Below are 20,468 nucleotides of genomic sequence, written 5' to 3' on the forward strand. Positions count from 1 at the left end.
CAGGTGTTTTTTTGATTGAATTTTTATTAGAATCTGTATGTGAAACTTGCTGCTGCACTACGCATGTTTCTTGGGTGAATTGTAGACCATCCGTCATACGTATCAACATTTGCGATATTATCAATCTTCAAAGTTAATGTGAATTTTTCTGTTCCGTAAAATATTGAAGAGTTCATCACTGTATATTCAGGAAGTGTAAAAGTTCCAACAACTGTACGGTTCATGATTTTGTTTTTGCTGGCATAATTTCCTCCAAAACCTAAACCAAATCCTTTTAAATCACCTTCAGGGAATTTATAGCTTGCCCATAAGTTTGCTAAATTTTGCGGTCCTCCACTTTCTGGTCTGTGACCTACGAAGTCTGGATCACCGGCAAGTAAAATAGCATCATTATAGCTATATCCGGCAACGATGTTTAATCCGTCAATTGGGTTTGCAACGATTTCTGCTTCAAAACCTTTGTTTTTTTGTGCTCCATCCTGGAAAGCTGTTTGCGTTGTAGCGCCATAAACAACATAAACCTGATCTTTTACTTCAATGTTATAATAACTGAATGTAGCGTAAAGTTTATCTTTAAATACATTTAATTTTGTTCCAACTTCAAATTGATTAGCATGCTCCGGATTAAAAGTTCTTGGACGTGTACTTCCGTCAGATAAAATTTCAGTTACAGGAGCTGAATTAGCAAAACCATCCATGTAATTAGCAAAAAGAGATACTTTATCAATAATTGGCTGATAAACTAATCCGAATTTTGGAGAGAAAGCTGTTTGATTAAAATCATCTGCATTTGTACTTAAATCACCCGCTGTAATAAAACGGTCAACACGTAAACTAGCCATGGCAGATAAAGCAGGAGTAAAGTTAATTACATCTGATGCATAAGCACTGTATACTTCTTGTTTTGTTTTATTGCTGCTTAAACCTGCACCAGCAATAAGAGCATCAGTTCCGGCTTTAGTTAAATTTCCACTATCACCATTAGTAATATAATTAGCAGGATTAGTAATTCCATAAAGGTATTGATTTACTGTTGCTAAATCAAGATTACCAATATATACATTACCATTTGCTACATAATTAGAACCATTGTCAACAGCTCCTCTGTTGAAGTAATCTAAACCAACAACGATTCTGTTTCTCATATTTCCCAGCTTAAAATCGCCAATGAAATTTTGTTGGATGTCAGTTGTAAGTGTTGTAGAATTTTGGTAATTCATAGAACGTCCCAAAACAATTCCTTCACTTATTTCAGCTGGAGCATATTGTGTACCTTCATATAAATAAGAATAATATCCTTGTGATGAAGATGAACCTCTTGAAACTACAGTTTGAGAAGTCCATTGGTCATTAAATTTGTAATTCATTTGTCCTTGAAGACTGTACGATGGAGTTTCAATTGCAAGTTGATTACTTGTATAAGAACGTTTGTTATCATAACCTAATTCATCCATGTTGTGAACTCTTAAAGGAGTGCTTCTGTCTAAAAACAACATTGTAGCGTTTGTCTGTCTGTTGTTCATGAATTCTGTATTAATGAAAAACGAAAGTTTGTCACTAACCTGATACGATAAAGACGGCGCAAAAAAGAATGATTTTCTAAATCCGGCATCCTGAAAACTATTTTCTGTGTGGTAAGCACTATTTAAACGGAAATTGATTTTATGTTCGTCGTCTAATGGCGTGTTTACATCTACAGTAACTCTGTTTAAACCGTTGCTTGCAGCAGTATAATTTACCTCACCGCCAAAATGGTCGTATGGTCTTTTTGTAGTAATATTAATTAAACCTCCGTAAGAGATTAAACTGCTTCCAAATAAAGTTCCTGATGGTCCTTTAATTACTTCAATTTTGTCAATGTTTGCCGGATCTAAACTTCCGTTAGTTAATCCCGGCAATCCGTTGATCATAGTTGGCTGAACAGCAAATCCTCTTAATGAGAAATAACCTGCTCCATCACCTCCACGTCCTGTTGAAGCCCAAAGTGGTGTTAATCCCGGGGCATTTTTTAAAGCGTCGTCAAGATTTGTAACAACCTGCTCTTTTAAAAGTTCACTTGTAATTGTAGTGTAAACTTGTGGATTTTCAAGATTTTTAAGAGGTAATCTTGATACTTGTTGTGTTTCCTTACGGGCAAAAGTATTTTTTTTGTTTCCGTTTACAACAATTTCATCTAATTCTTCAGAATTTGGAGTAATAGAGAAATTCTCAATTAATTCGTCTCCGGCATTAATAGAAATGCTTTTTTCTTTCGAAGAAAAACCAACAGCAGAAACTTTAACAACATAGTTTCCCGGTTTGATGTTTTTAATTTCGTAATAACCGTTGCTGTCTGTATTAGTTCCTATTTTAGTTCCTTTTAAAACTACCGAAGCATTATCTGCAGCATCGTTGTTCGTTAACGTAATTTGACCTTTAATGGTTGCTTTTTCTTGCGCCGAAACGATTGTTGTAGTCAACAAAGCAAAACAAAAACTCAAAAAAGAAATTGTAAATTTATATTTCATGTTATTTAGAATTGATTTTAATAGCGCAAATTTAGTTTTTGAAAACAAACCAAACAAGCTATTTTTATTTATTCTAAATAAAATTGTATATTAAAAAGTAAAATTTGCATTTATTTATAAATTTAACAATTAATTACGGTTTTAATTTCACATTTACAATAAAAAAGCCTGTTCAAATGAATGAACAGGCTTTTGATATATTAAGAAAATTATTAAAATTATAATTCTAAAGCACGTTTAGCATCGCCATTCATCAATAATTCTACCGGATTTTCTAAAGCTTCTTTTACCGCAACAAGAAAACCAACAGACTCGCGTCCGTCAATAATTCTGTGGTCATAAGAAAGAGCAACATACATCATTGGGTGAATTTCAACTTTACCGTTTACAGCAATTGGACGCTCAATAATATTGTGCATTCCTAAAATTCCTGATTGTGGAGGGTTGATAATTGGTGTACTTAACATACTTCCAAAAACACCACCATTCGTAATTGTAAAAGTTCCTCCTGTCATATCATCAACAGTAATCTGACCGTCACGCGCTCTAAGTGCCAATCTTTTAATTTCAGCTTCGATTCCGCGGAAAGTTAAAAGTTCAGCATTACGAACAACAGGAACCATTAAACCTTTTGGTCCTGAAACCGCGATTGAGATATCAGCAAAATCGTAAGCAATTTTATAATCACCATCCATCATTGAGTTAACATCAGGATATAATTGTAAAGCTCTTGTAACTGCTTTTGTAAAGAAAGACATAAAACCTAAACCAAGACCACCATGTTTTGCTTTAAAAGCATCTTTGTATTCATTACGAATTTGGTTAATTGGCGTCATGTTAACTTCGTTGAAAGTCGTTAACATAGCAGTTTCGTTTTTAGCAGCTACTAATCTTTCTGCTACTTTACGACGTAACATAGATAATTTAGTACGCTCAGTTCCACGGCTTCCACCAGTTGGAGTTCCCATTGAAGGTACTGCATTCAAAGCATCTTCTTTAGTAATTCTTCCGTCTTTACCAGTTCCTGAAACTGTAGTTGGCGCTATATTTTTTTCGTCTAATATTTTTCTTGCAGCCGGAGATGGAGTTCCTGCTGCATAACTTGTAGCTGCCGGAGCTTGTACTGGTGCTGCTTTTGGTCCCGAAGCTTCGGGATCAGCTTTTACTTCTGCCTTTGGTGCTTCTGCTTTTGGAGCCTCAGCCGCTGGTGCAGCCGGAGCATCACCTGCAGGTTTTACACCATCAGTATCAATTAAACAAACTACAGCTCCTACAGCAACTGCATCACCTTCTTCTGCTTTTAGCGTAATAATTCCGCTCATTTCAGCCGGTAATTCAAGAGTTGCTTTGTCTGAATCAACTTCAGCAATAGCTTGATCTTTTTCTACATAATCTCCGTCTTTTACTAACCAAGTTGCAATTTCAACTTCTTTTATTGATTCCCCTGGTGATGGGACTTTCATTTCTAAAATCATCTTTGTTTTTGTTTAAGGTTTTTATGGTTCCTGGTTTCAGGCTGTTAAACCTGAAATCTGAAACTTGAAACATTTTTTTATCTGAATAAATTTTTATCGAAAACCATTCTAATCGCATCTGCATGACGGCGTTTAGCACGTGTATAACTTCCTGATGCCGGAGCAGCGTAAGCTTTTAATGAGGCTAATCTCCATTTTACAAGATCAAAGTTCATTAACATAAAGCTGTAAGCCCCCATGTTTTTAGGCTCTTCCTGTGCCCAAACATAATCATCAGCGTTTGGATATTTTGCAATAATTGCTTTTAATTGTTCAACCGGTAATGGGAACAATTGTTCGATACGAACAACTGCAACATCATTTCTTCCGTTGTTTTCTCTCTCAGCAACAATATCATAATAGAATTTACCAGTTACGAAAACTAATGTTTTTACAGCTTTTTTGTCTACTGTATTATCATCAATTGTTTCCTGGAAACTTCCTGTTGCCAATTCATCTGCTGTAGACACACATCTTGGATCACGCAATAAACTTTTTGGAGAAAAAACTACCAAAGGTTTACGGAAATTTGTTTTCATTTGTCTTCTCAACAAGTGAAAAAAGTTCGCTGGTGTTGTACAATCAGCCACATACATATTTTGTCTGGCACAAAGCTGTAAGTAACGTTCCATTCTTGCAGAAGAGTGTTCTGCACCTTGTCCTTCATATCCGTGAGGCAATAATAAAACGATACCATTTTGGTTGTTCCATTTATCTTCACCACATGAAATATATTGGTCAATCATGATTTGAGCTCCATTAGAGAAATCTCCAAATTGCGCTTCCCAAATTGTTAATGCATTTGGGTTTGCCAATGCATATCCATAATCAAAACCAAGAACACCGTACTCAGATAAAAGTGAATTGAATACGCCGAATTTTCCTTTTTTGTTTTCGATACCATCCAATAGAATTACTTCTTCTTCAGAATCTTCAACTTTAACAACGGCATGACGGTGAGAGAATGTACCACGCTCTACGTCCTGACCAGAAATACGAACATCAAATCCTTCTGTTAAAAGAGATCCGTAAGCCAAAGCTTCTGCAGTTCCCCAATCGATAGTGTTATTGTCGTATCCTGATTTTCTATCCGTAACAATTTTAGTTATTTTGCTAATGAATTTCTTGTCAGATGGTAATGTTGAGATTGTATTGATGATAGAATCCAATCCTTTTTTGTCAAAAGAAGTATCTACTTTTTGAAGCATTTGTGTATCAGTTACCTGAACAAATCCGTTCCATTCGTTTTTCATGAATGGCGTTATAATTGTCAAATCTTTTTTACGTGAAGCTTCTAAGTTCTCCTCCATATTCGATTTGTATTCTTTTTCTAAACCATTTACATAAGTAGCATCGATTACGCCGTCAGACAATAATTTTTCAGCATAAATATCTCTTGGATTTTTATGTTTTGCGATGATTTTATATAAAACAGGCTGCGTAAAACGAGGTTCATCACCTTCGTTATGACCGTATTTTCTGTATCCTAATAAATCGATAAATACATCACGTCCAAATTGCATTCTGTAATCTAATGCAAAAGATACCGCGTGTACAACAGCTTCAGCATCATCAGCATTTACGTGCAATACCGGCGAAAGTGTAACTTTAGCAACGTCTGTACAATAAGTAGATGAACGAGCGTCTAAATAGTTAGTAGTAAAACCAACCTGGTTGTTAATTACGATATGAATCGTTCCTCCGGTTTTGTAACCGTCAAGTTGCGCCATCTGAATAATTTCATATAAAATACCCTGACCTGCGATTGCAGCATCTCCGTGAACGGCGATAGGTAATACTTTAGAGAAATCATCAGCATAATATTTATCTTGCTTCGCTCTTGTGATTCCTTCAATTACAGCTCCAACCGTTTCTAAGTGTGAAGGGTTTGGTGCTAAATTGATATTGATATTTTTTCCTGATCTTGTTTTTTTGTCGGCAGTAAGACCTAAGTGGTATTTTACGTCACCATCAAAATATTCCTGATCGTAATCTTTACCGTCAAACTCACCAAAAATATCCTGAGTTGATTTTCCGAAGATGTTTGCCAAAACGTTCAAACGGCCACGGTGAGCCATTCCCATTACGAATTGTTCAACACCTTTTTCAGCAGCTTGCTCGATCAAAGCATCCAAAGCAGGAATGATAGATTCTCCACCTTCCAGCGAGAATCTTTTTTGACCAACATATTTAGTATGTAAGAAGTTTTCGAAAGAAACAGCTTGATTTAATTTGTTTAGGATAGTTTTCTTTTCTTCAGAAGAGAAATTTGGCTGATTAACATTTACAGCTAATTTATCCTGAATCCATTTTACAACGCCAGGATTTCTAATATACATATATTCAATACCAATGTGCTGACAGTAAATAGATTTAAGACGAATAACAATGTCTTGTAATGTAGATGGTCCCACTCCGATAGTCTGAGCGGCATCAAAAACCGTTGAAAGATCAGCAGTTGTCAGTCCGAAATTTTCAATGTCTAAAGTTGGAGATGATGTTCTACGGTCACGAACAGGGTTTGTTTTTGTAAACAAATGTCCTCTTGTGCGGTATCCATCAATTAATTTCAGAACATTAAATTCTTTTTGCAGTTTTTCTGAAACCTTACTGTAATCTGTGTTGTCGCTAGTCACATATTCAACAATCCGTTGAACTGGATTTTCGTCATTATAAGTCGTTTGTCCAAAGTCGAAACCTTGAAAAAAACTTCTCCAGCTTGGCTCAACGCTATCTGGATTTACTAAATACTGATCATATAATTGTGCGAAAAACTCTGTATGCGCTGCATTTAAAAATGAAAACCTATCCATAATATGAGTGAATATACTTTTTGTTAAATAGAAAGGCAAAAGTACAACAATCGCATTTATTTAAATCTTTTTTTTGCTTACTTTTACGTAAAAATTTGTTAAAAATAGTGTTAACCTATGAAAAAAAATCAAATTTCAATCGTTTTCAAATCATTATTTATGATTTTGATACTGCTCTTTTCGAAACTAAGTTTTGCTCAGGAAGCACAAAAGTATGTTATTGACAATAGCAATCATTTTTGGGATAAGGTGCAGTTTGGAGGCGGTCTGGGACTTGGGATAGGTTCCGGTTACACTGATATCTCTGTAATGCCAAGTGCCATTTATAATGTTAACGAAATTGTAGCAGTTGGTGTGGGATTGCAATTTGGATATCTTTCTTCAAAAAATTACTATGACTCTTTTGTTTACGGAGGAAGTTTAATTACGCTCGTAAACCCAATTCCGGAAGTCCAGTTATCTGCAGAATTAGAACAAGTTCGTGTTAATACAAATTATGATGCAACGCCTTACAGACCATCATACTCAGATAATTTTTGGAATACCGCCCTATATCTCGGAGCCGGTTACAGAACCGGAAGCGTTACAATTGGAGCCCGTTACGACGTTTTATTTAATGATGAAAAAAGTTTGTACGGATCTGCGTTTATGCCTTTTGTGAGGGTGTATTTCTGAGGTTCAAAGGTTCAGAGTAACAAAGGCTCAAAGGTTTTTTTAGCAATCATCCACCCTACAATATGTTTTGTTTCTCCGGAACTCTTAAAGAAAAATTCCGGAGGAATGATTTATTTTGTAGCAACGTCCCGAAGCTTCGGGATTAATCCGTTCAAACGAATAAGAAATTGAGATGATAAGATTGCGTTTCATTTTTACCAAATATTCATTCCTAAAAGCATATCTCGTAGAGATTACATATTGATAGAATTTTAATACACCACCAACATTTTGTCCCGTAGGGACTATACCGTTTTAAAATTTAAAGCAAAAAGAAAACCTCTGTTCCTTTGCAACTTTGCCCCTTTGTACCTTCTATTTAGAATAATGATTTCGAAACCAAACCTTCTGCCATTCCCTCTTTAAAACCAAAAAAGAAACTTGTTCGGCTAGAATTACTAAATCAGAACCGTCTAGTTTTTTGATTTCAGTTTCTGAGACATCGATAATATAAAGCAGGTTTAAATATTCAGCAAATTTGTACTGAATCATTCGGTAGATTTTTTCGTGAAGCTGAATTTTTAGTTCTTCGGGAGAAATACTTAATGGAAAATCGATTCCTTCATTCGCTAAATTAAAATCCTTGTTAATTTGCTCAATTAAGTTGAGATATAAATTTTCGCTTTCGGCATCAGCCAATAAAAAATCGGTATTTTCAGGAATTGGAAACATTGATGCTTTTTAAAGATTGGCACAAAGTTAAAACTAAAAAATCATTTAACGGTCGATTCTCTTTCTATGATTCTCGTAGGAAGTTCTATAATTTGATGCGTAACAGGTCGATGTTCTTTAATGTCTGCAATTTCATCAATTAAAATAGAAACCGCAGCATGTCCCATTTCAAATCCCGGCTGATCAATTGTGGTTAATTTAGGTGAAATAACCGTGCTCATAAACCAATTGCTAAACCCGAAAACGGCAACCTGCTCAGGCGTTTTTATTCCTGCTTCATTAAAATATTTAATAATTCCGATAGCGACCAAATCAGTAATCGCAAAAATGGCATCAATATCAGGATGTTCCGTCATGATTTTCTGGGCATTTTCGTAACCGTCTTCAAAATCGGTATTATTATCGCAAACATAAACCAGCTTAGAATCATACTCAATTCCATGCGCTTCAAGCGCTCTTTTATATCCTAAAAAGCGATCGATAGAATTTTGCGGAACATACGAACCACGAAAATGTGCAATTTTTTTATAGCCTTTATTAATAAGGTACGTCACAGCATCATAAGCCGCTTTTGCATCATTAATAACAACTTTAGAGCAATCGACTCTTTTAGCAATTTTATCAAATAAAACAACGGGAGTATTTTTCCGAATCGCTTCATTAATATGAGAGAAATCATCCGTTTCATTGGAGAGCGACATTAAAACGCCGTCAACCCGTTTTTGAATCAATAAAGCAAGCTGTTTTTTCTCTAATTCATACTTTTCGTTTGACTGTAAAATAATAACCAGATAACCTCTTTTTTCGGCTTCTTCTAAAATACCGTTTAATACACTCGAAAAAAAATGATGCACCGTTGCGGGAATGATCACACCAATTGTTTTGGTCTCATTGGTTCTAAGGTTTACGGCAACAGAATTAGGCATATAATTCATTGTTTCAGCCATTTCGATAACTTTTGCACGCGTAGATTTACTAATATCAGTATATCCTTTTAATGCTTTTGAAACCGTTGTAACTGAAATTCCTAATGCCGAAGCAATGTCTATTAGTTTTGTGTCATTCATGAAATAAAAGTAGTAAAAATAAAATGTATTGGTAAAATATTAACTTCCGAAAACGTTTTAGGTGTTTTCGAAAACGTTTTCGATTCCGAATTCTTAAATTGAAGTTAAATAGTAATTAAGTTTACATTCAATAAAGAAAACTTTACTAACCAAACCGAAAAAAAATGAAAAAGCAACATTCTTATTTAAGCATAATATTTTTATTATTGTGCTTGGTTTTTGCTCCAAATAATCTATTTGCCCAAGCAAAAAATACTGTTTCCGGAAAAGTATCAGACGAAACCGGACAAACAGTTCCGGGAGCAAATGTATCTTTAAAAGACACGGGAAAAAGTACGGTAACAGATGAAAATGGAAATTATATTTTCTCAGATGTTATTGCCGGAAGTTATACTGTAGAAGCCACAAATGTAGGTTACAAAACATACAGTAAAGAAATTACAGTTAAAGAAGGCGAGTCATTACAAGTAAACTTATTGCTTGAAGGCGAATCACAAAACTTAAAAGAAGTAGTGGTAACGGGATCTTCAACGCCAAGATCAAAACTAGAATCAAGCGTTGCAATTACTACAATGGGCGCAAAAGCAATAGAAGACAGAGCACCATCAAGTACGGCGGCTTTATTGCAAACAATTCCCGGATTTGTGGTGGAAGCATCAGGAGGAGAAATTGGAAATAACCTTTTTGCAAGAGGAATTCCGTCTGCCGGAGCGTATGAATATGTACAAATTCAGGAAGACGGTTTGCCGGTTTTTGAAGACGGAGCTTTGCAATTTGCCAACGCCGATACTTTTTACAGATTAGATGAAACCGTAAGCAAAATGGAAGCCGTTCGTGGAGGTTCTGCCTCTATTTTTGCCAATAATGCTCCGGGTGGAATCATCAACTTTATTTCAAAAACGGGTCAGAATGAATTTATGGGTAGAGCAAAATTCACGACTTCAGATTATGGAATGTTCAGAACTGATCTTAATTTATCAGGCGCTTTAATTCAGGATAAATTATTTTTTAATGTCGGCGGATTTTACAGAGCCGATAATGGCGTAAGAAATACCGGTTTTACAGCAAATAAAGGCGGACAAATAAAAGGAAACATTACGTATAAATTTGATGACAGCGATTATTTAAGAGTTAACTTCAAACATCTTGATGACAGAAATACGTTCTATTTGCCAATTCCGCTAAAAAGTAATAACGGAAAAATTGAAGGAATTGATGGTTTCAACCCAAATTACGGAACATTGACTTCGGTAAATTTCAGTCATTTAAACGTGCCTCAATATGGCGGCGGAACTTTTAGCGCAGATTTAGAAGATGGTTCTCATCCGGTTATCAACTCGATTGGAGCTGAATTTAAAAAGAAAATATCTGAGAAAGTTACGTTCAAAAATGCATTCAAACAAACGAGCATTGACTTGAATTATAATGCTATTTTCCCAAATGGCGGACCTTGGACTCAAGATGCTTATGCAACAGATATTCAAAATACAACTGCCGGAAATCTTGCTTATTCGTATGTCGATAATGGTGCGGCTTTAGATCCAAATGCTTTAATTATGAGGGCAGATCTTTGGCACATCCAGAAAAAGATGAACAATTTTGCTAATAATTTTTCTTTTTCTTTTGATTTAGATCCGGTGAAATTAACGGCTGGTTACTACTATTCTAACTGGAAATCAAATCAATACTGGAACTGGAATTCTTATTTAGTAAGCGTTTCAGACAATCCAAGATTATTAAATGTAAAAGATAATACGACTGGGGTTGATCACACCTGGAATGGCGTAGAAAGAATTACGTGGCTTGAAAGAGATGCGCAAACAAAAGGGCTTTTGAATGATATTTATGCTGACGCCGAAATTAAAGCGACAGATAATCTGACTTTCAACGCAGGTTTAAGATACAATAAAGACAAATATTCAGGATACAGAGACAACGCCAGATTTTTTGCTGAAGATTTAGGAATTTTAGACAACAATACGGCCGATGATGCGGTTACAACTGTAAAAGGAAATCCGTATACGTATTGGAGATATGACGTGAGCGAATGGTCTTATACTGCGGCTGGAAACTATAAATTTAATGATAAAATGGCTTCGTATGTGCGTTACAGCCATGGCTTTAGATCACCAATTGAAGAATCATTTTATGATAATGCAGCCGATTTAAGTAAATTGGAAAATACACAAGTAAACCAGTTTGAATTGGGTTATAAATATGCTAATTCGTTCTTCTCTGTAAATGCGAATTTATTTCACATGGGTTTAAAAAATGTGGCTTTCACCGATATTTTATCTGACGGTTCTTCTGAGAATAAATTTGCCGATGTAAATAATATTGGTCTTGAAGTAGAAACGAATGCGAGATATGAAATGGTAAAACTGAACTTTACATTCACCGTTCAAAAACCGGAATATGATAATTTTACAGGAACAAATGCAGATGGTTCTACTTTTGATTTTAACGGAAACACAGCAAGAAGAATCCCTAAATTTTTCTGTAACCTAAGACCGGAAGTTGATATTACAAAAGATTTTACGGCTTATGTTCAGTTTTCTTATTACGATAAAAAATTCACGAATCAGGACAACAGACAGGTTTTACCGGCTTATAAAGAAGTTGGAGCAGGTTTAAATTATACCTATAATAATCTTCGTTTTGCAGTTGATGCTTCGAATTTATTTAACGAAATTGGTTTAACAGAAGGAGATCCGAGACAAACAACATCTGCAGCAAGTGATGTATTTATGGCAAGACCAATTTTAGGCCGCGCCTTTAGATTTTCGGTTGCCGTTAATTTCTAAATTTAGATATAAACCATAAAAATATTAAACACATAGAAACATAGATTTTATCTTTAAAAAGAGCAAAAAAGAAACCAGTTTCCACACATAGTCTATGTTAATTAATGTAAGTGAAACGCCTTTTGAGTGCAATCTAAACTATGTTTCTATGTGTTAAAATTACAACCAACGAAATGACCACAAAGCATAGACAAAACAAATTAAAAAAATGAAAAACATAGGAATCAAAATCTCTCTTTACCTTAATTATTTTGTCTTTGCTATTTTATTAAACAGCGTAGGAATCGTGATTTTAAAATCGCAGAGAAATTACGGAGTTGATGAAGTTCAGGCCAGTATTTTAGAGGCTTTTAAAGACATGCCAATCGCTATTGTATCATTTTTTATCGCTTCTTTTTTACCAAGAATTGGCTATAGAAAAGCGATGCTTACGGGTTTAGGTTTGGTTACTTTGGCTTGTATTTCTATGTATTTTGGAAACTCTTTTGATAATGCTAAAATCTTGTTTGCAACCGTTGGAGTTTCGTTTGCTTTGATAAAAGTTTCGGTTTATTCATTAATAGGAACCGTGACCGAAACCAAGAAAGAGCACAACGCTTTAATGAGCAGTATTGAAGGTTTTTTTATGGTTGGAATTGCTTTGGCTTATTTTTTATTCCCGGCTTTTAATAACGAAAACGATCCAAATTCATGGTTGAATGTGTATTGGTTTCTGGCTGGATTATCATTGCTTTCGTTCTTGTTTTTATTTTTTGTAAAATTCGAAGAAGCCGAAGTTTCAGCAGGCGCAAACCTTAAAGATGATTTCATGCAAATGTTCAAATTAATGGCAAAATTGCTTACTGTTATTTTTGTTATTAGCGTCTTTTTATTTGTAATGATCGAACAGGGAATCCTTTCCTGGTTGCCAACATTCAATACAAAAGTGCTTCATTTACCGGAGAATATCAGTATTATGATGGCTAGTATTTTGGCAATTTCATTAGCTATCGGAAGATTGATTGCAGGCATTGTAACCAAAAAAGTAAACTGGATCTGGGTTTTAAGTTTCTGTATTATATCGGCAATGTTGCTGGTTATTTTTGTGCTCCCAAAAACTGTTGGATTAGAAGTAAAAAATATCAATACACTTTCAGATATACCTTTAATAGGTTTTGCATTTCCTTTAATCGGATTGTTTATTGCGCCCATTTATCCGTTATTAAATTCAATTGTATTAAGTGCTTTGCCTAAAAATCTGCAAAGTTCAATGACCGGATTAATTGTAATTTTTTCTGCTCTTGGCGGCACATTAGGTTCCAGAATTACAGGTTGGCTGTTTAAAAATGAAGGACCGGAAAAAGCTTTTTATTTTACCTTAATTCCGATGTCTTTATTACTGATATCATTTTTTATTCTTAAAAAAATAACTGCAAGAGATGAAATTTAAATTACATATAACCCAAACCATCGAAAAATTATTGGCTCAGGAAGATACTGACGGCGATAAAAAAATAACGATTGATGATAATGGTCCCAAAAGCTTTTTATTAAACGATGTAAATGGGAATTATGCAGTGATTAAAGGAACTTATCAGCTTTCGAATTTATTGCAGGAACTGGCTTTAGCCAAAAAAAATAATGTCGAATTTGCCGAAATTGACCTGAATGAAATTACAGAAGATCCGGTAAAAAGAATTTCACGAAAAATAAAAGACTTATACTGGAATGGTCTTACGCGAACAATTGATGCAATTGGCGTTAAGAAAATTCTGGAAGATGATAAAATAGAAAATGAAACAGCGTATTTGTATGTACCGTTTGGAGATGAAATTGTTTTTGATTATTTCAAAAAATTAGAAGCTTCAACTCCAAAATTAAAAGTGGTACAATTGCCTAAAAATATTTCTCCGGAATATGTTTTATCGCTCAATAAAAAACCGGGAATTTTAGCTTTGGCTCTTCAAATAAAAAACAATGAAATTCTTGGAGTTCCGTTTGTCGTTCCGGGCGGAAGATTTAATGAAATGTACGGTTGGGACAGTTATTTTATTGCCAAAGGACTTTTGATTGATGATAAAATCAATCTTGCTTTGGGCATTGCAGAGAATTTTAAATATCAAATTGATCATTACGGAAAAATTCTAAATGCAAACCGTAGTTATTATTTAACCCGTACGCAGCCGCCGCTTTATACATCGCTGATTATTGATGTTTTAGAAAAGTCAAAGCCGGATATTTTTTGGATTGAAAGACATTTAAAAACGGCAATAAAAGAATACAAAACGGTTTGGATGGAAGAAGGAAAACGACTGACAGCAAATGGTTTAAATCGCTATAAAGCAGAAGGAATCGGACTTCCGTTTGAAGTTGAGGAAGGGCATTTTGATGATATTCTGGAACAATATGCGCCAAAATATAATTTATCGACTCGAGAATTCGAAAAGAAATATCTGGAACGAGAAATCGTCGATCCGGAACTTGATAAGTATTTTACACACGATCGCAGTATGCGCGAAAGTGGTCACGATACCACACACAGATTGGTTGGAATTTGTGCTAATTTAAATACGGTTGCCATAAATAGTCTGCTTTATAAATATGAAACAGATATTGCGTTTTTGATTAAAAAATATTTTAAAGATGAATTTCAGTATTTTGAAGACAAATCGTATTCAAGCGATTATTGGATAGCAAAAGCAACTTCGAGAAAAGAAAAAATCAACGAATTGTGCTGGAATCCTGAATACGGAATTTATTTTGATTATAATTTTGTAAACGAAGAACAGCATTTTTTTGAAGCTGCAACTACTTTTTACCCGCTTTGGGCGAAAATAAGCACTCCCGAACAAGCAGAAGTTTTGGTAAAAAAGACGCTTCCTAAATTTAAAATGAAAGGCGGAATTGCCGGAAGTACTAAAGAATCAATTTCTGAATTAGATAAAAATTCACCAACACGTCAATGGGATTATCCGTTTGGCTGGGCACCGCATCAAATGCTTTTGTGGGAAGGTTTACTGAATTATAATTTTAATGAAGAAGCACAGGAAATGGTCTATCGCTGGCTTTGGCTCATTACCAGAAACGCTGTTGATTATAATGGAACGATTCCTGAAAAGTTTGATTTATCGATAAGTTCACACAAAATTTTTGCAGAATACGGAAACGTAGGAACGGAATTTAATTATATAACCGAAGAAGGTTTTGGCTGGATGAATGCTTCGTATCAATATGGTTTAACGATTTTAAAAGATAAGCTTAAACAAAAATTATCAGACTTAGTTGATCCTGATGAGCTTTTCTAATTATCCGCAAATGGCAAACCTAACAGGTTTTCAATCCCGAGGCTTCGGGACTATCGGGTTTACTATGCATAAAAAACAGCCACAGATTAAAAGATTAATCTGTGAAAATCTTTTAATCTGTGGCTTAAATTTTGCCTTTTCAGTTTACAAACTTGACTGAAAACTGAGACTGAAAACTAAACTTTCCTCCCCATTAAATTCTCCCCAAAAGTTCTAAGAATATCTTTCTTTTCAGCATTAATATCCATTTTATCTAAAGTTTCAAATGCTTTGTACGTATACATTTCAATCGCTTCCTGTGTAGCTTTTGAAGCGCCTGATTCGTTAAAAATCGCTTTTGCAGTTTCGATTTTTTCTGAATTATCTTCGAGTTGTAAACTGAATAATTTTTGTAATTCAGAAGCTTTTTCGGTCGAAGAAAACTCTAATGCTTTTATATATAAAAACGTTTTTTTATTCTCGATAATATCACCGCCAACTTGTTTTCCGAATGTTTCGGGATCTCCAAAAGCATCTAAAAAATCATCCTGAAGCTGAAATGCCAACCCTAGATTTAGTCCGAAATCATAAATTAAATTGGCTTCTTTTTCAGAAGTTTTGGCTACAATTGCACCCATTTTCATGGCTGCCGCGACTAAAACTGCCGTTTTATATTCGATCATTTTCAGATATTCGGGAATCGTTACGTTGTTTCTTTCTTCAAAATCAACATCCCATTGCTGCCCTTCGCAAACTTCAAGCGCAGTTTTGCTAAACAGTTTTGCTAAATCCCTGAAAATGGCTGGATCATATTGTTCAAAATACTGATAAGCCAGAATAAGCATGGCATCTCCGGATAAAATTCCGGTATTGATATTCCATTTTTCATGAACAGTTACTTTTCCTCTTCGCAAGGGTGCATCATCCATAATATCATCGTGAACCAGCGAAAAATTATGAAAAACTTCAACGGCCATTGCTGCCGGAAGTGCCACTTTATAATCAGTATTAAAAACTTCTGCCGCCATTAATGTTAGTACCGGACGCATTCGTTTTCCTCCAAGACCTAAAATATATTCAATTGGTTCATAAAGGTTTTTAGGTTCTTTGGTAATGCTTTGGCTTTCTAAATAACTAATAAAAAAATCCTGGTACTGACTAATATCGTGCATAATAAAATTCTGATTATCGAAGCTCAAAGATACAACTCAAATATGAATTATTAGTTTCAAAGTTTTAAAGGAATGCAGTTTCCATTTCGTTTCCATAAAAAGAAAAGCGAAAGCCTTTATTTTTAGGAAGTTAGAATTATTTTTGAAAAAACTTGGAAACTTTTTTGGTGTTTAGAGTTTCCTGTCTATATTTGCACTTTCAAAATGGAAACTTATAACACTTAAAAAGTTTCCATGGAGAGTTTGAGTAATTTATAAACTCATAAAATAAGATACTTATGATAACAACGTGGACCATAGATTCTAATCAATCAGATGTTTTAATTAAAATGAGACATTCTATAATCGCTTATTTGGGGGGAACTACCAACAAATTTGATGGTTATGTTAATATTGAAGACAATGAAATTGAAGATGCTTCGGTTGAGTTTTCATTGGATATAAATAATAAGGCTGATAGTTTTCAGCAAATTGATACGCATTTACAATTGAATGATTTGTTTAATGTAAACGAACATCCGATTATTAGTTTTAAATCGACTTCTTTTCAGAAATTAAATAATAATATCAATTTCTTCAAAGGTGATTTAACAATAAAAGATGTAACTAAAGTGGTAGAACTTGATGCTGAGTTTATTGGAATCAATTCTTATAACGGGGAGCGAAAAGTAGCTTTTGAAATTAAAGGCGATATTAAACGTCAGGATTTTGGATTAGACTACAATTCATACAATCACAACGGCGGATTGGCGCTTGGAAAAGATATTAAGCTAATAGCAAATCTGGAATTTAGCATATAATTCTTATACAAGGAATAAATTAATGTAAAATTATTACAAAATAGCGGAAACTATTTTTTTTAAAACGAGTTTCCGAATTATATTTGTAAGGCAATTTGAAAATTAAGATGAAAGAAAAAATCATAGCAAAAGCAAGCGATTTATTTTTAAAGTTAGGCTTTAAAAGTGTGACGATGGATGATATTGCAGGTGAAATGTGTATTTCAAAAAAAACGATTTACAAATATTTTTGTAATAAAGAGGTTTTAATTGAAGAAAGTACTTCGATGGTTCACAGACAAGTACACGAAATTATTGACTCTATCGTAGCGAAGAATCACAACGCGATTCAGGAAAATTTTGAAATTAGAGAAATGTTCAGAGACATGTTTAAAAACAATATTGATACGTCTCCTATTTATCAGTTAAAAAAACATTATCCGGAAATATATCAAAATGTATTGTCACACGAAATCGATCAGTGTACGCAATATTTTACAGAAAATATACAAAAAGGAATTCGGGAGAAACTGTATCGCCCGGAATTAAACATAGAGATTTATGTGAAATTTTATTACACTTTAATTTTTCACATTAACGAAAACACGATTTCAGAGAGAGAAGCGCAAGAAATTGAATTAGAAGCTTTGGAATATCACACCAGAGCAATGGCAACACCAGATGGAATACTAGAATTAGAAAAACAACTTAAAAAAATTATTACTTAATCATCAATCTATGAAACGAATAATTCTTATATTTTTGTGTACAATTGGCTTGACTGTCAACGCACAAGTCCAAACCTTAACCCTGAAAGATGCTCTTACGTATGCGCTTCAAAACAAAGCGGATGCGAAAAAATCTAAATTGGAGGTTGAAAATAGCGAGTATAAAATTCAGGAAATACGTTCAAGAGCGTTGCCTCAAATTTCTGCAAACGGAAATTTAACGTACAATCCGGTAATTCAGACAACAGTTATTGACGGAGCAGGATTTGGTCAGCCGGGAACTACAATTCAGGCGGCATTTGGTCAAAAATGGACATCAAATGCAGGAGTTTCTTTAACTCAGGCAATCTTTGATCAATCTGTTTTTACAGGATTAAGAGCAGCGAAATCAACACGTGAATTTTATCAAATAAACGATCAGTTAACAGAAGAACAAGTTATTGAAAGAGTTGCAAATAACTACTATTCTGTTTATGTGCAAAAAGAAAGACTGGTTCTTTTAGACAGCAATTACGTAAATACTACAAAGGTTCGTGATATTGTAAAAGGACAGTTTGACAATGGTTTGGCTAAAAAAATTGACTTAGATCGTATCGTTGTAAAAATGTCTAATATCGATACAGAACGTCAGCAAATTAAAAATCAAATTACTTTACAGGAAAATGCTTTGAAGTTTTATATGGGAATGCCTATTGAAACTCAAATTGATATGCCAAAAGAAGAATTTGAAGTTGTTCCGGCTGCTTTAACAGAAGTTCCAAATGTAGAAAACAGAACAGAATATTTGCTTTTGAAAAAACAAGAAGAACTTTTAGTATTTAATAAGAAAGCGGTTGAAGCAGGATATTACCCAACACTTTCATTAACTGCAGGATACAATTATATTGGTCAGGGACCACAAATGCCTTGGTTTGCAAAACCTTCAGATGGTGTTTATTGGTCTGATTACTCTTCAATTGGATTGAATTTACATGTACCAATTTTTACAGGTTTTGGAACTCGCGCTAAAGTAAGACAAGCCGATGTAGAAATCAGATCGCTTCAGGAAGACATTAAAGACACCAAACTTTCTCTTGATTTAGATTATAGAAATGCAATGGCTCAAATCGAGAATAACCTTGTAACGATCAATAATCAGAAAGAAAATATGCAATTGGCATCTGAAATTTTAAGCAATACAAAAAACAATTACCTTCAGGGATTAGCATCTTTAACAGATCTGTTAGATGCTGAAAATGCATCACTTGAAGCTCAAAATAATTACACAAGAGCAGTTTTAAATTATAAAATTGCCGAAGTATCACTAATCAAATCAAAAGGCGAACTAAAAACTCTTATTAAATAACTAATTACAATGAAGAAAACTATTATAACAATCGTAGTCATAATCGCAGCATTAGCTCTGATTGGATTTATCTTAAATAATAATAAGAAAGAGAATAAAGCAAAAACAGATGTCGTTGCAGAGAAAAATGCTGCAGTTTCGGTAAAAGTAACTCCTGTAAAAACAGAAGAGATTTCTTTGGACTTTGTGGCAAACGGAAACTTTCAGCCTATTCAGGAATTAACGTTCTCTGCTGAAAAATCTGGAAAAGTAATCAGTGTTTTGGCTAAAGAAGGAGATTACGTAAGAGTAGGTCAAACTTTATTGACAGTAAGAGGAGATGTAATTAATGTTAGTGCACAACAAGCTCAGGCAGTTTATCAAAATGCAAAATCTGATTATGCGAGATATGAAAATGCTTTTAAAACCGGTGGTGTTACAAAACAACAATTAGATCAGGCAAAATTAGCATTAACAAACGCACAATCGAGCTTAACACAAGCAAACATTAATGTTGGAGATACTAAAGTAAAAGCTCCTATAAACGGATTTATCAATAAAAAATATATTGAACCGGGATCTATTTTAGCAGGAATGCCGGCAACTGCATTATTTGATATTGTAAATGTTTCTAAACTTAAACTAGTAGTTACAGTAAACGAAACTCAGGTTGCAAGTTTAAAAGTAGGTAACCAGATTAAAGTGACTGCAAGTGTTTATCCTGATAAAACTTTTTCCGGAAAAATTACTTTTATTGCTTCAAAAGCAGATGAGTCTTTGAATTTTCCTGTTGAAATTGAAATCGCAAACAATGCAAATAACGACCTGAAAGCAGGTATGTACGGAACTGCAAATTTTGCATCAAACCAACAAAAACAAAACCTTATGGTTGTACCTAGAAATGCATTCGTAGGTAGTGTGAGCAGCAACGAGATTTTTGTAGTTGAAAAAGGTATTGCTAAATTAAGAAAAGTAACTGCTGGAAGAATTTTAGGTGATAAAGTAGAAATTATCAATGGATTATCTGACGGAGAAACTGTAATTATTACAGGTCAAATTAACTTACAAGACGGTAATACAGTAGAAATTATTAAATAATTTAAAGCATTAA

General features: G+C 34.2%; 14 protein-coding genes. 8 read left to right on the plus strand and 6 right to left on the minus strand.

The window, feature by feature from the left end; translation table 11 throughout:
* Positions 1-26 precede the first annotated feature (26 nt).
* The 3 genes from OLM54_RS17680 to OLM54_RS17690 all read right to left on the minus strand — a co-directional run bounded on the left by OLM54_RS17680 (position 27) and on the right by OLM54_RS17690 (position 6,834).
* Positions 27-2,507: a TonB-dependent receptor gene (locus OLM54_RS17680; RefSeq protein WP_264535881.1), complete on the minus strand. Its 2,481-nt coding sequence runs from the start codon at positions 2,505-2,507 to the stop codon at positions 27-29.
* A gap of 218 nt (positions 2,508-2,725) precedes the next feature.
* On the minus strand, positions 2,726-3,982 hold the full coding sequence (gene odhB, locus OLM54_RS17685; protein ID WP_264535882.1) for a 2-oxoglutarate dehydrogenase complex dihydrolipoyllysine-residue succinyltransferase: 1,257 nt from the start codon (positions 3,980-3,982) through the stop codon (positions 2,726-2,728).
* 77 nt (positions 3,983-4,059) lie between these two features.
* Complete coding sequence (locus tag OLM54_RS17690) at positions 4,060-6,834, minus strand: 2-oxoglutarate dehydrogenase E1 component (RefSeq protein ID WP_264535883.1); 2,775 nt, start codon at positions 6,832-6,834, stop codon at positions 4,060-4,062.
* A gap of 117 nt (positions 6,835-6,951) precedes the next feature.
* Between OLM54_RS17690 and OLM54_RS17695 the strand changes: the two genes are divergently transcribed.
* Positions 6,952-7,509 (plus strand): hypothetical protein, encoded by a 558-nt coding sequence (locus tag OLM54_RS17695; RefSeq protein ID WP_264535884.1) that lies wholly within the window; start codon positions 6,952-6,954, stop codon positions 7,507-7,509.
* A 354-nt stretch (positions 7,510-7,863) separates the two neighbouring features.
* Here the strand turns inward: OLM54_RS17695 and OLM54_RS17700 are convergent, their stop codons facing one another.
* A complete protein-coding gene (locus OLM54_RS17700; RefSeq protein ID WP_264535885.1) occupies positions 7,864-8,220 on the minus strand; it encodes a hypothetical protein in 357 nt (118 codons plus the stop codon).
* 41 nt (positions 8,221-8,261) lie between these two features.
* Positions 8,262-9,287 carry a LacI family DNA-binding transcriptional regulator gene (locus OLM54_RS17705; RefSeq protein WP_264535886.1) on the minus strand — a complete coding sequence of 342 codons (1,026 nt, stop codon included), beginning with the start codon at positions 9,285-9,287 and terminating at the stop codon, positions 8,262-8,264.
* A gap of 164 nt (positions 9,288-9,451) precedes the next feature.
* Here OLM54_RS17705 and OLM54_RS17710 point away from each other — a divergent pair, with 164 nt between their 5' ends.
* The 3 genes from OLM54_RS17710 to OLM54_RS17720 all read left to right on the plus strand — a co-directional run bounded on the left by OLM54_RS17710 (position 9,452) and on the right by OLM54_RS17720 (position 15,375).
* Positions 9,452-12,091 carry a TonB-dependent receptor gene (locus tag OLM54_RS17710; protein ID WP_264535887.1) on the plus strand — a complete coding sequence of 880 codons (2,640 nt, stop codon included), beginning with the start codon at positions 9,452-9,454 and terminating at the stop codon, positions 12,089-12,091.
* A gap of 208 nt (positions 12,092-12,299) precedes the next feature.
* On the plus strand, positions 12,300-13,520 hold the full coding sequence (locus tag OLM54_RS17715; protein WP_264535888.1) for an MFS transporter: 1,221 nt from the start codon (positions 12,300-12,302) through the stop codon (positions 13,518-13,520).
* Complete coding sequence (locus OLM54_RS17720; RefSeq protein WP_264535889.1) at positions 13,510-15,375, plus strand: alpha,alpha-trehalase; 1,866 nt, start codon at positions 13,510-13,512, stop codon at positions 15,373-15,375. The genes OLM54_RS17715 and OLM54_RS17720 overlap by 11 nt, the downstream gene beginning before the upstream one ends.
* A gap of 176 nt (positions 15,376-15,551) precedes the next feature.
* Here OLM54_RS17720 and OLM54_RS17725 read toward each other — a convergent pair whose 3' ends face one another.
* The gene (locus OLM54_RS17725) at positions 15,552-16,526 is read right to left on the minus strand and encodes a polyprenyl synthetase family protein (RefSeq protein ID WP_264535890.1); all 975 of its coding nucleotides are present in this window, start codon (positions 16,524-16,526) and stop codon (positions 15,552-15,554) included.
* A 278-nt stretch (positions 16,527-16,804) separates the two neighbouring features.
* On the opposite strand from OLM54_RS17725, the gene OLM54_RS17730 reads away from it, so the two are divergent.
* From OLM54_RS17730 to OLM54_RS17745, 4 genes are all read left to right on the plus strand, one after another.
* Entirely contained in the window at positions 16,805-17,326 is a 522-nt protein-coding gene (locus OLM54_RS17730) for a YceI family protein (protein ID WP_264535891.1), read from the plus strand.
* A 107-nt stretch (positions 17,327-17,433) separates the two neighbouring features.
* Positions 17,434-18,033: a TetR/AcrR family transcriptional regulator gene (locus tag OLM54_RS17735; protein WP_264535892.1), complete on the plus strand. Its 600-nt coding sequence runs from the start codon at positions 17,434-17,436 to the stop codon at positions 18,031-18,033.
* Positions 18,034-18,043: 10 nt separating this feature from the next.
* On the plus strand, positions 18,044-19,378 hold the full coding sequence (locus tag OLM54_RS17740) for a TolC family protein (protein WP_264535893.1): 1,335 nt from the start codon (positions 18,044-18,046) through the stop codon (positions 19,376-19,378).
* A gap of 9 nt (positions 19,379-19,387) precedes the next feature.
* Positions 19,388-20,455: an efflux RND transporter periplasmic adaptor subunit gene (locus OLM54_RS17745; protein ID WP_264535894.1), complete on the plus strand. Its 1,068-nt coding sequence runs from the start codon at positions 19,388-19,390 to the stop codon at positions 20,453-20,455.
* Positions 20,456-20,468: the final 13 nt, after the last annotated feature.

Source organism: Flavobacterium sp. N1736, assembly GCF_025947065.1.
Taxonomy (GTDB): Bacteria; Bacteroidota; Bacteroidia; order Flavobacteriales; family Flavobacteriaceae; genus Flavobacterium.

Bases quoted from the DNA above. Each gene is read 5' to 3' on its own strand.
- OLM54_RS17725 (WP_264535890.1), bottom strand. From the start codon at position 16,526: ATGCACGATATTAGTCAGTACCAGGATTTTTTTATTAGTTATTTAGAA.
- OLM54_RS17740 (WP_264535893.1), top strand. From the start codon at position 18,044: ATGAAACGAATAATTCTTATATTTTTGTGTACAATTGGCTTGACTGTC.
- OLM54_RS17720 (WP_264535889.1), top strand. From the start codon at position 13,510: ATGAAATTTAAATTACATATAACCCAAACCATCGAAAAATTATTGGCT.
- OLM54_RS17695 (WP_264535884.1), top strand. From the start codon at position 6,952: ATGAAAAAAAATCAAATTTCAATCGTTTTCAAATCATTATTTATGATT.
- OLM54_RS17710 (WP_264535887.1), top strand. From the start codon at position 9,452: ATGAAAAAGCAACATTCTTATTTAAGCATAATATTTTTATTATTGTGC.
- OLM54_RS17735 (WP_264535892.1), top strand. From the start codon at position 17,434: ATGAAAGAAAAAATCATAGCAAAAGCAAGCGATTTATTTTTAAAGTTA.
- OLM54_RS17690 (WP_264535883.1), bottom strand. From the start codon at position 6,834: ATGGATAGGTTTTCATTTTTAAATGCAGCGCATACAGAGTTTTTCGCA.
- OLM54_RS17680 (WP_264535881.1), bottom strand. From the start codon at position 2,507: ATGAAATATAAATTTACAATTTCTTTTTTGAGTTTTTGTTTTGCTTTG.
- OLM54_RS17715 (WP_264535888.1), top strand. From the start codon at position 12,300: ATGAAAAACATAGGAATCAAAATCTCTCTTTACCTTAATTATTTTGTC.
- OLM54_RS17705 (WP_264535886.1), bottom strand. From the start codon at position 9,287: ATGAATGACACAAAACTAATAGACATTGCTTCGGCATTAGGAATTTCA.
- OLM54_RS17745 (WP_264535894.1), top strand. From the start codon at position 19,388: ATGAAGAAAACTATTATAACAATCGTAGTCATAATCGCAGCATTAGCT.
- OLM54_RS17730 (WP_264535891.1), top strand. From the start codon at position 16,805: ATGATAACAACGTGGACCATAGATTCTAATCAATCAGATGTTTTAATT.
- odhB (WP_264535882.1), bottom strand. From the start codon at position 3,982: ATGATTTTAGAAATGAAAGTCCCATCACCAGGGGAATCAATAAAAGAA.
- OLM54_RS17700 (WP_264535885.1), bottom strand. From the start codon at position 8,220: ATGTTTCCAATTCCTGAAAATACCGATTTTTTATTGGCTGATGCCGAA.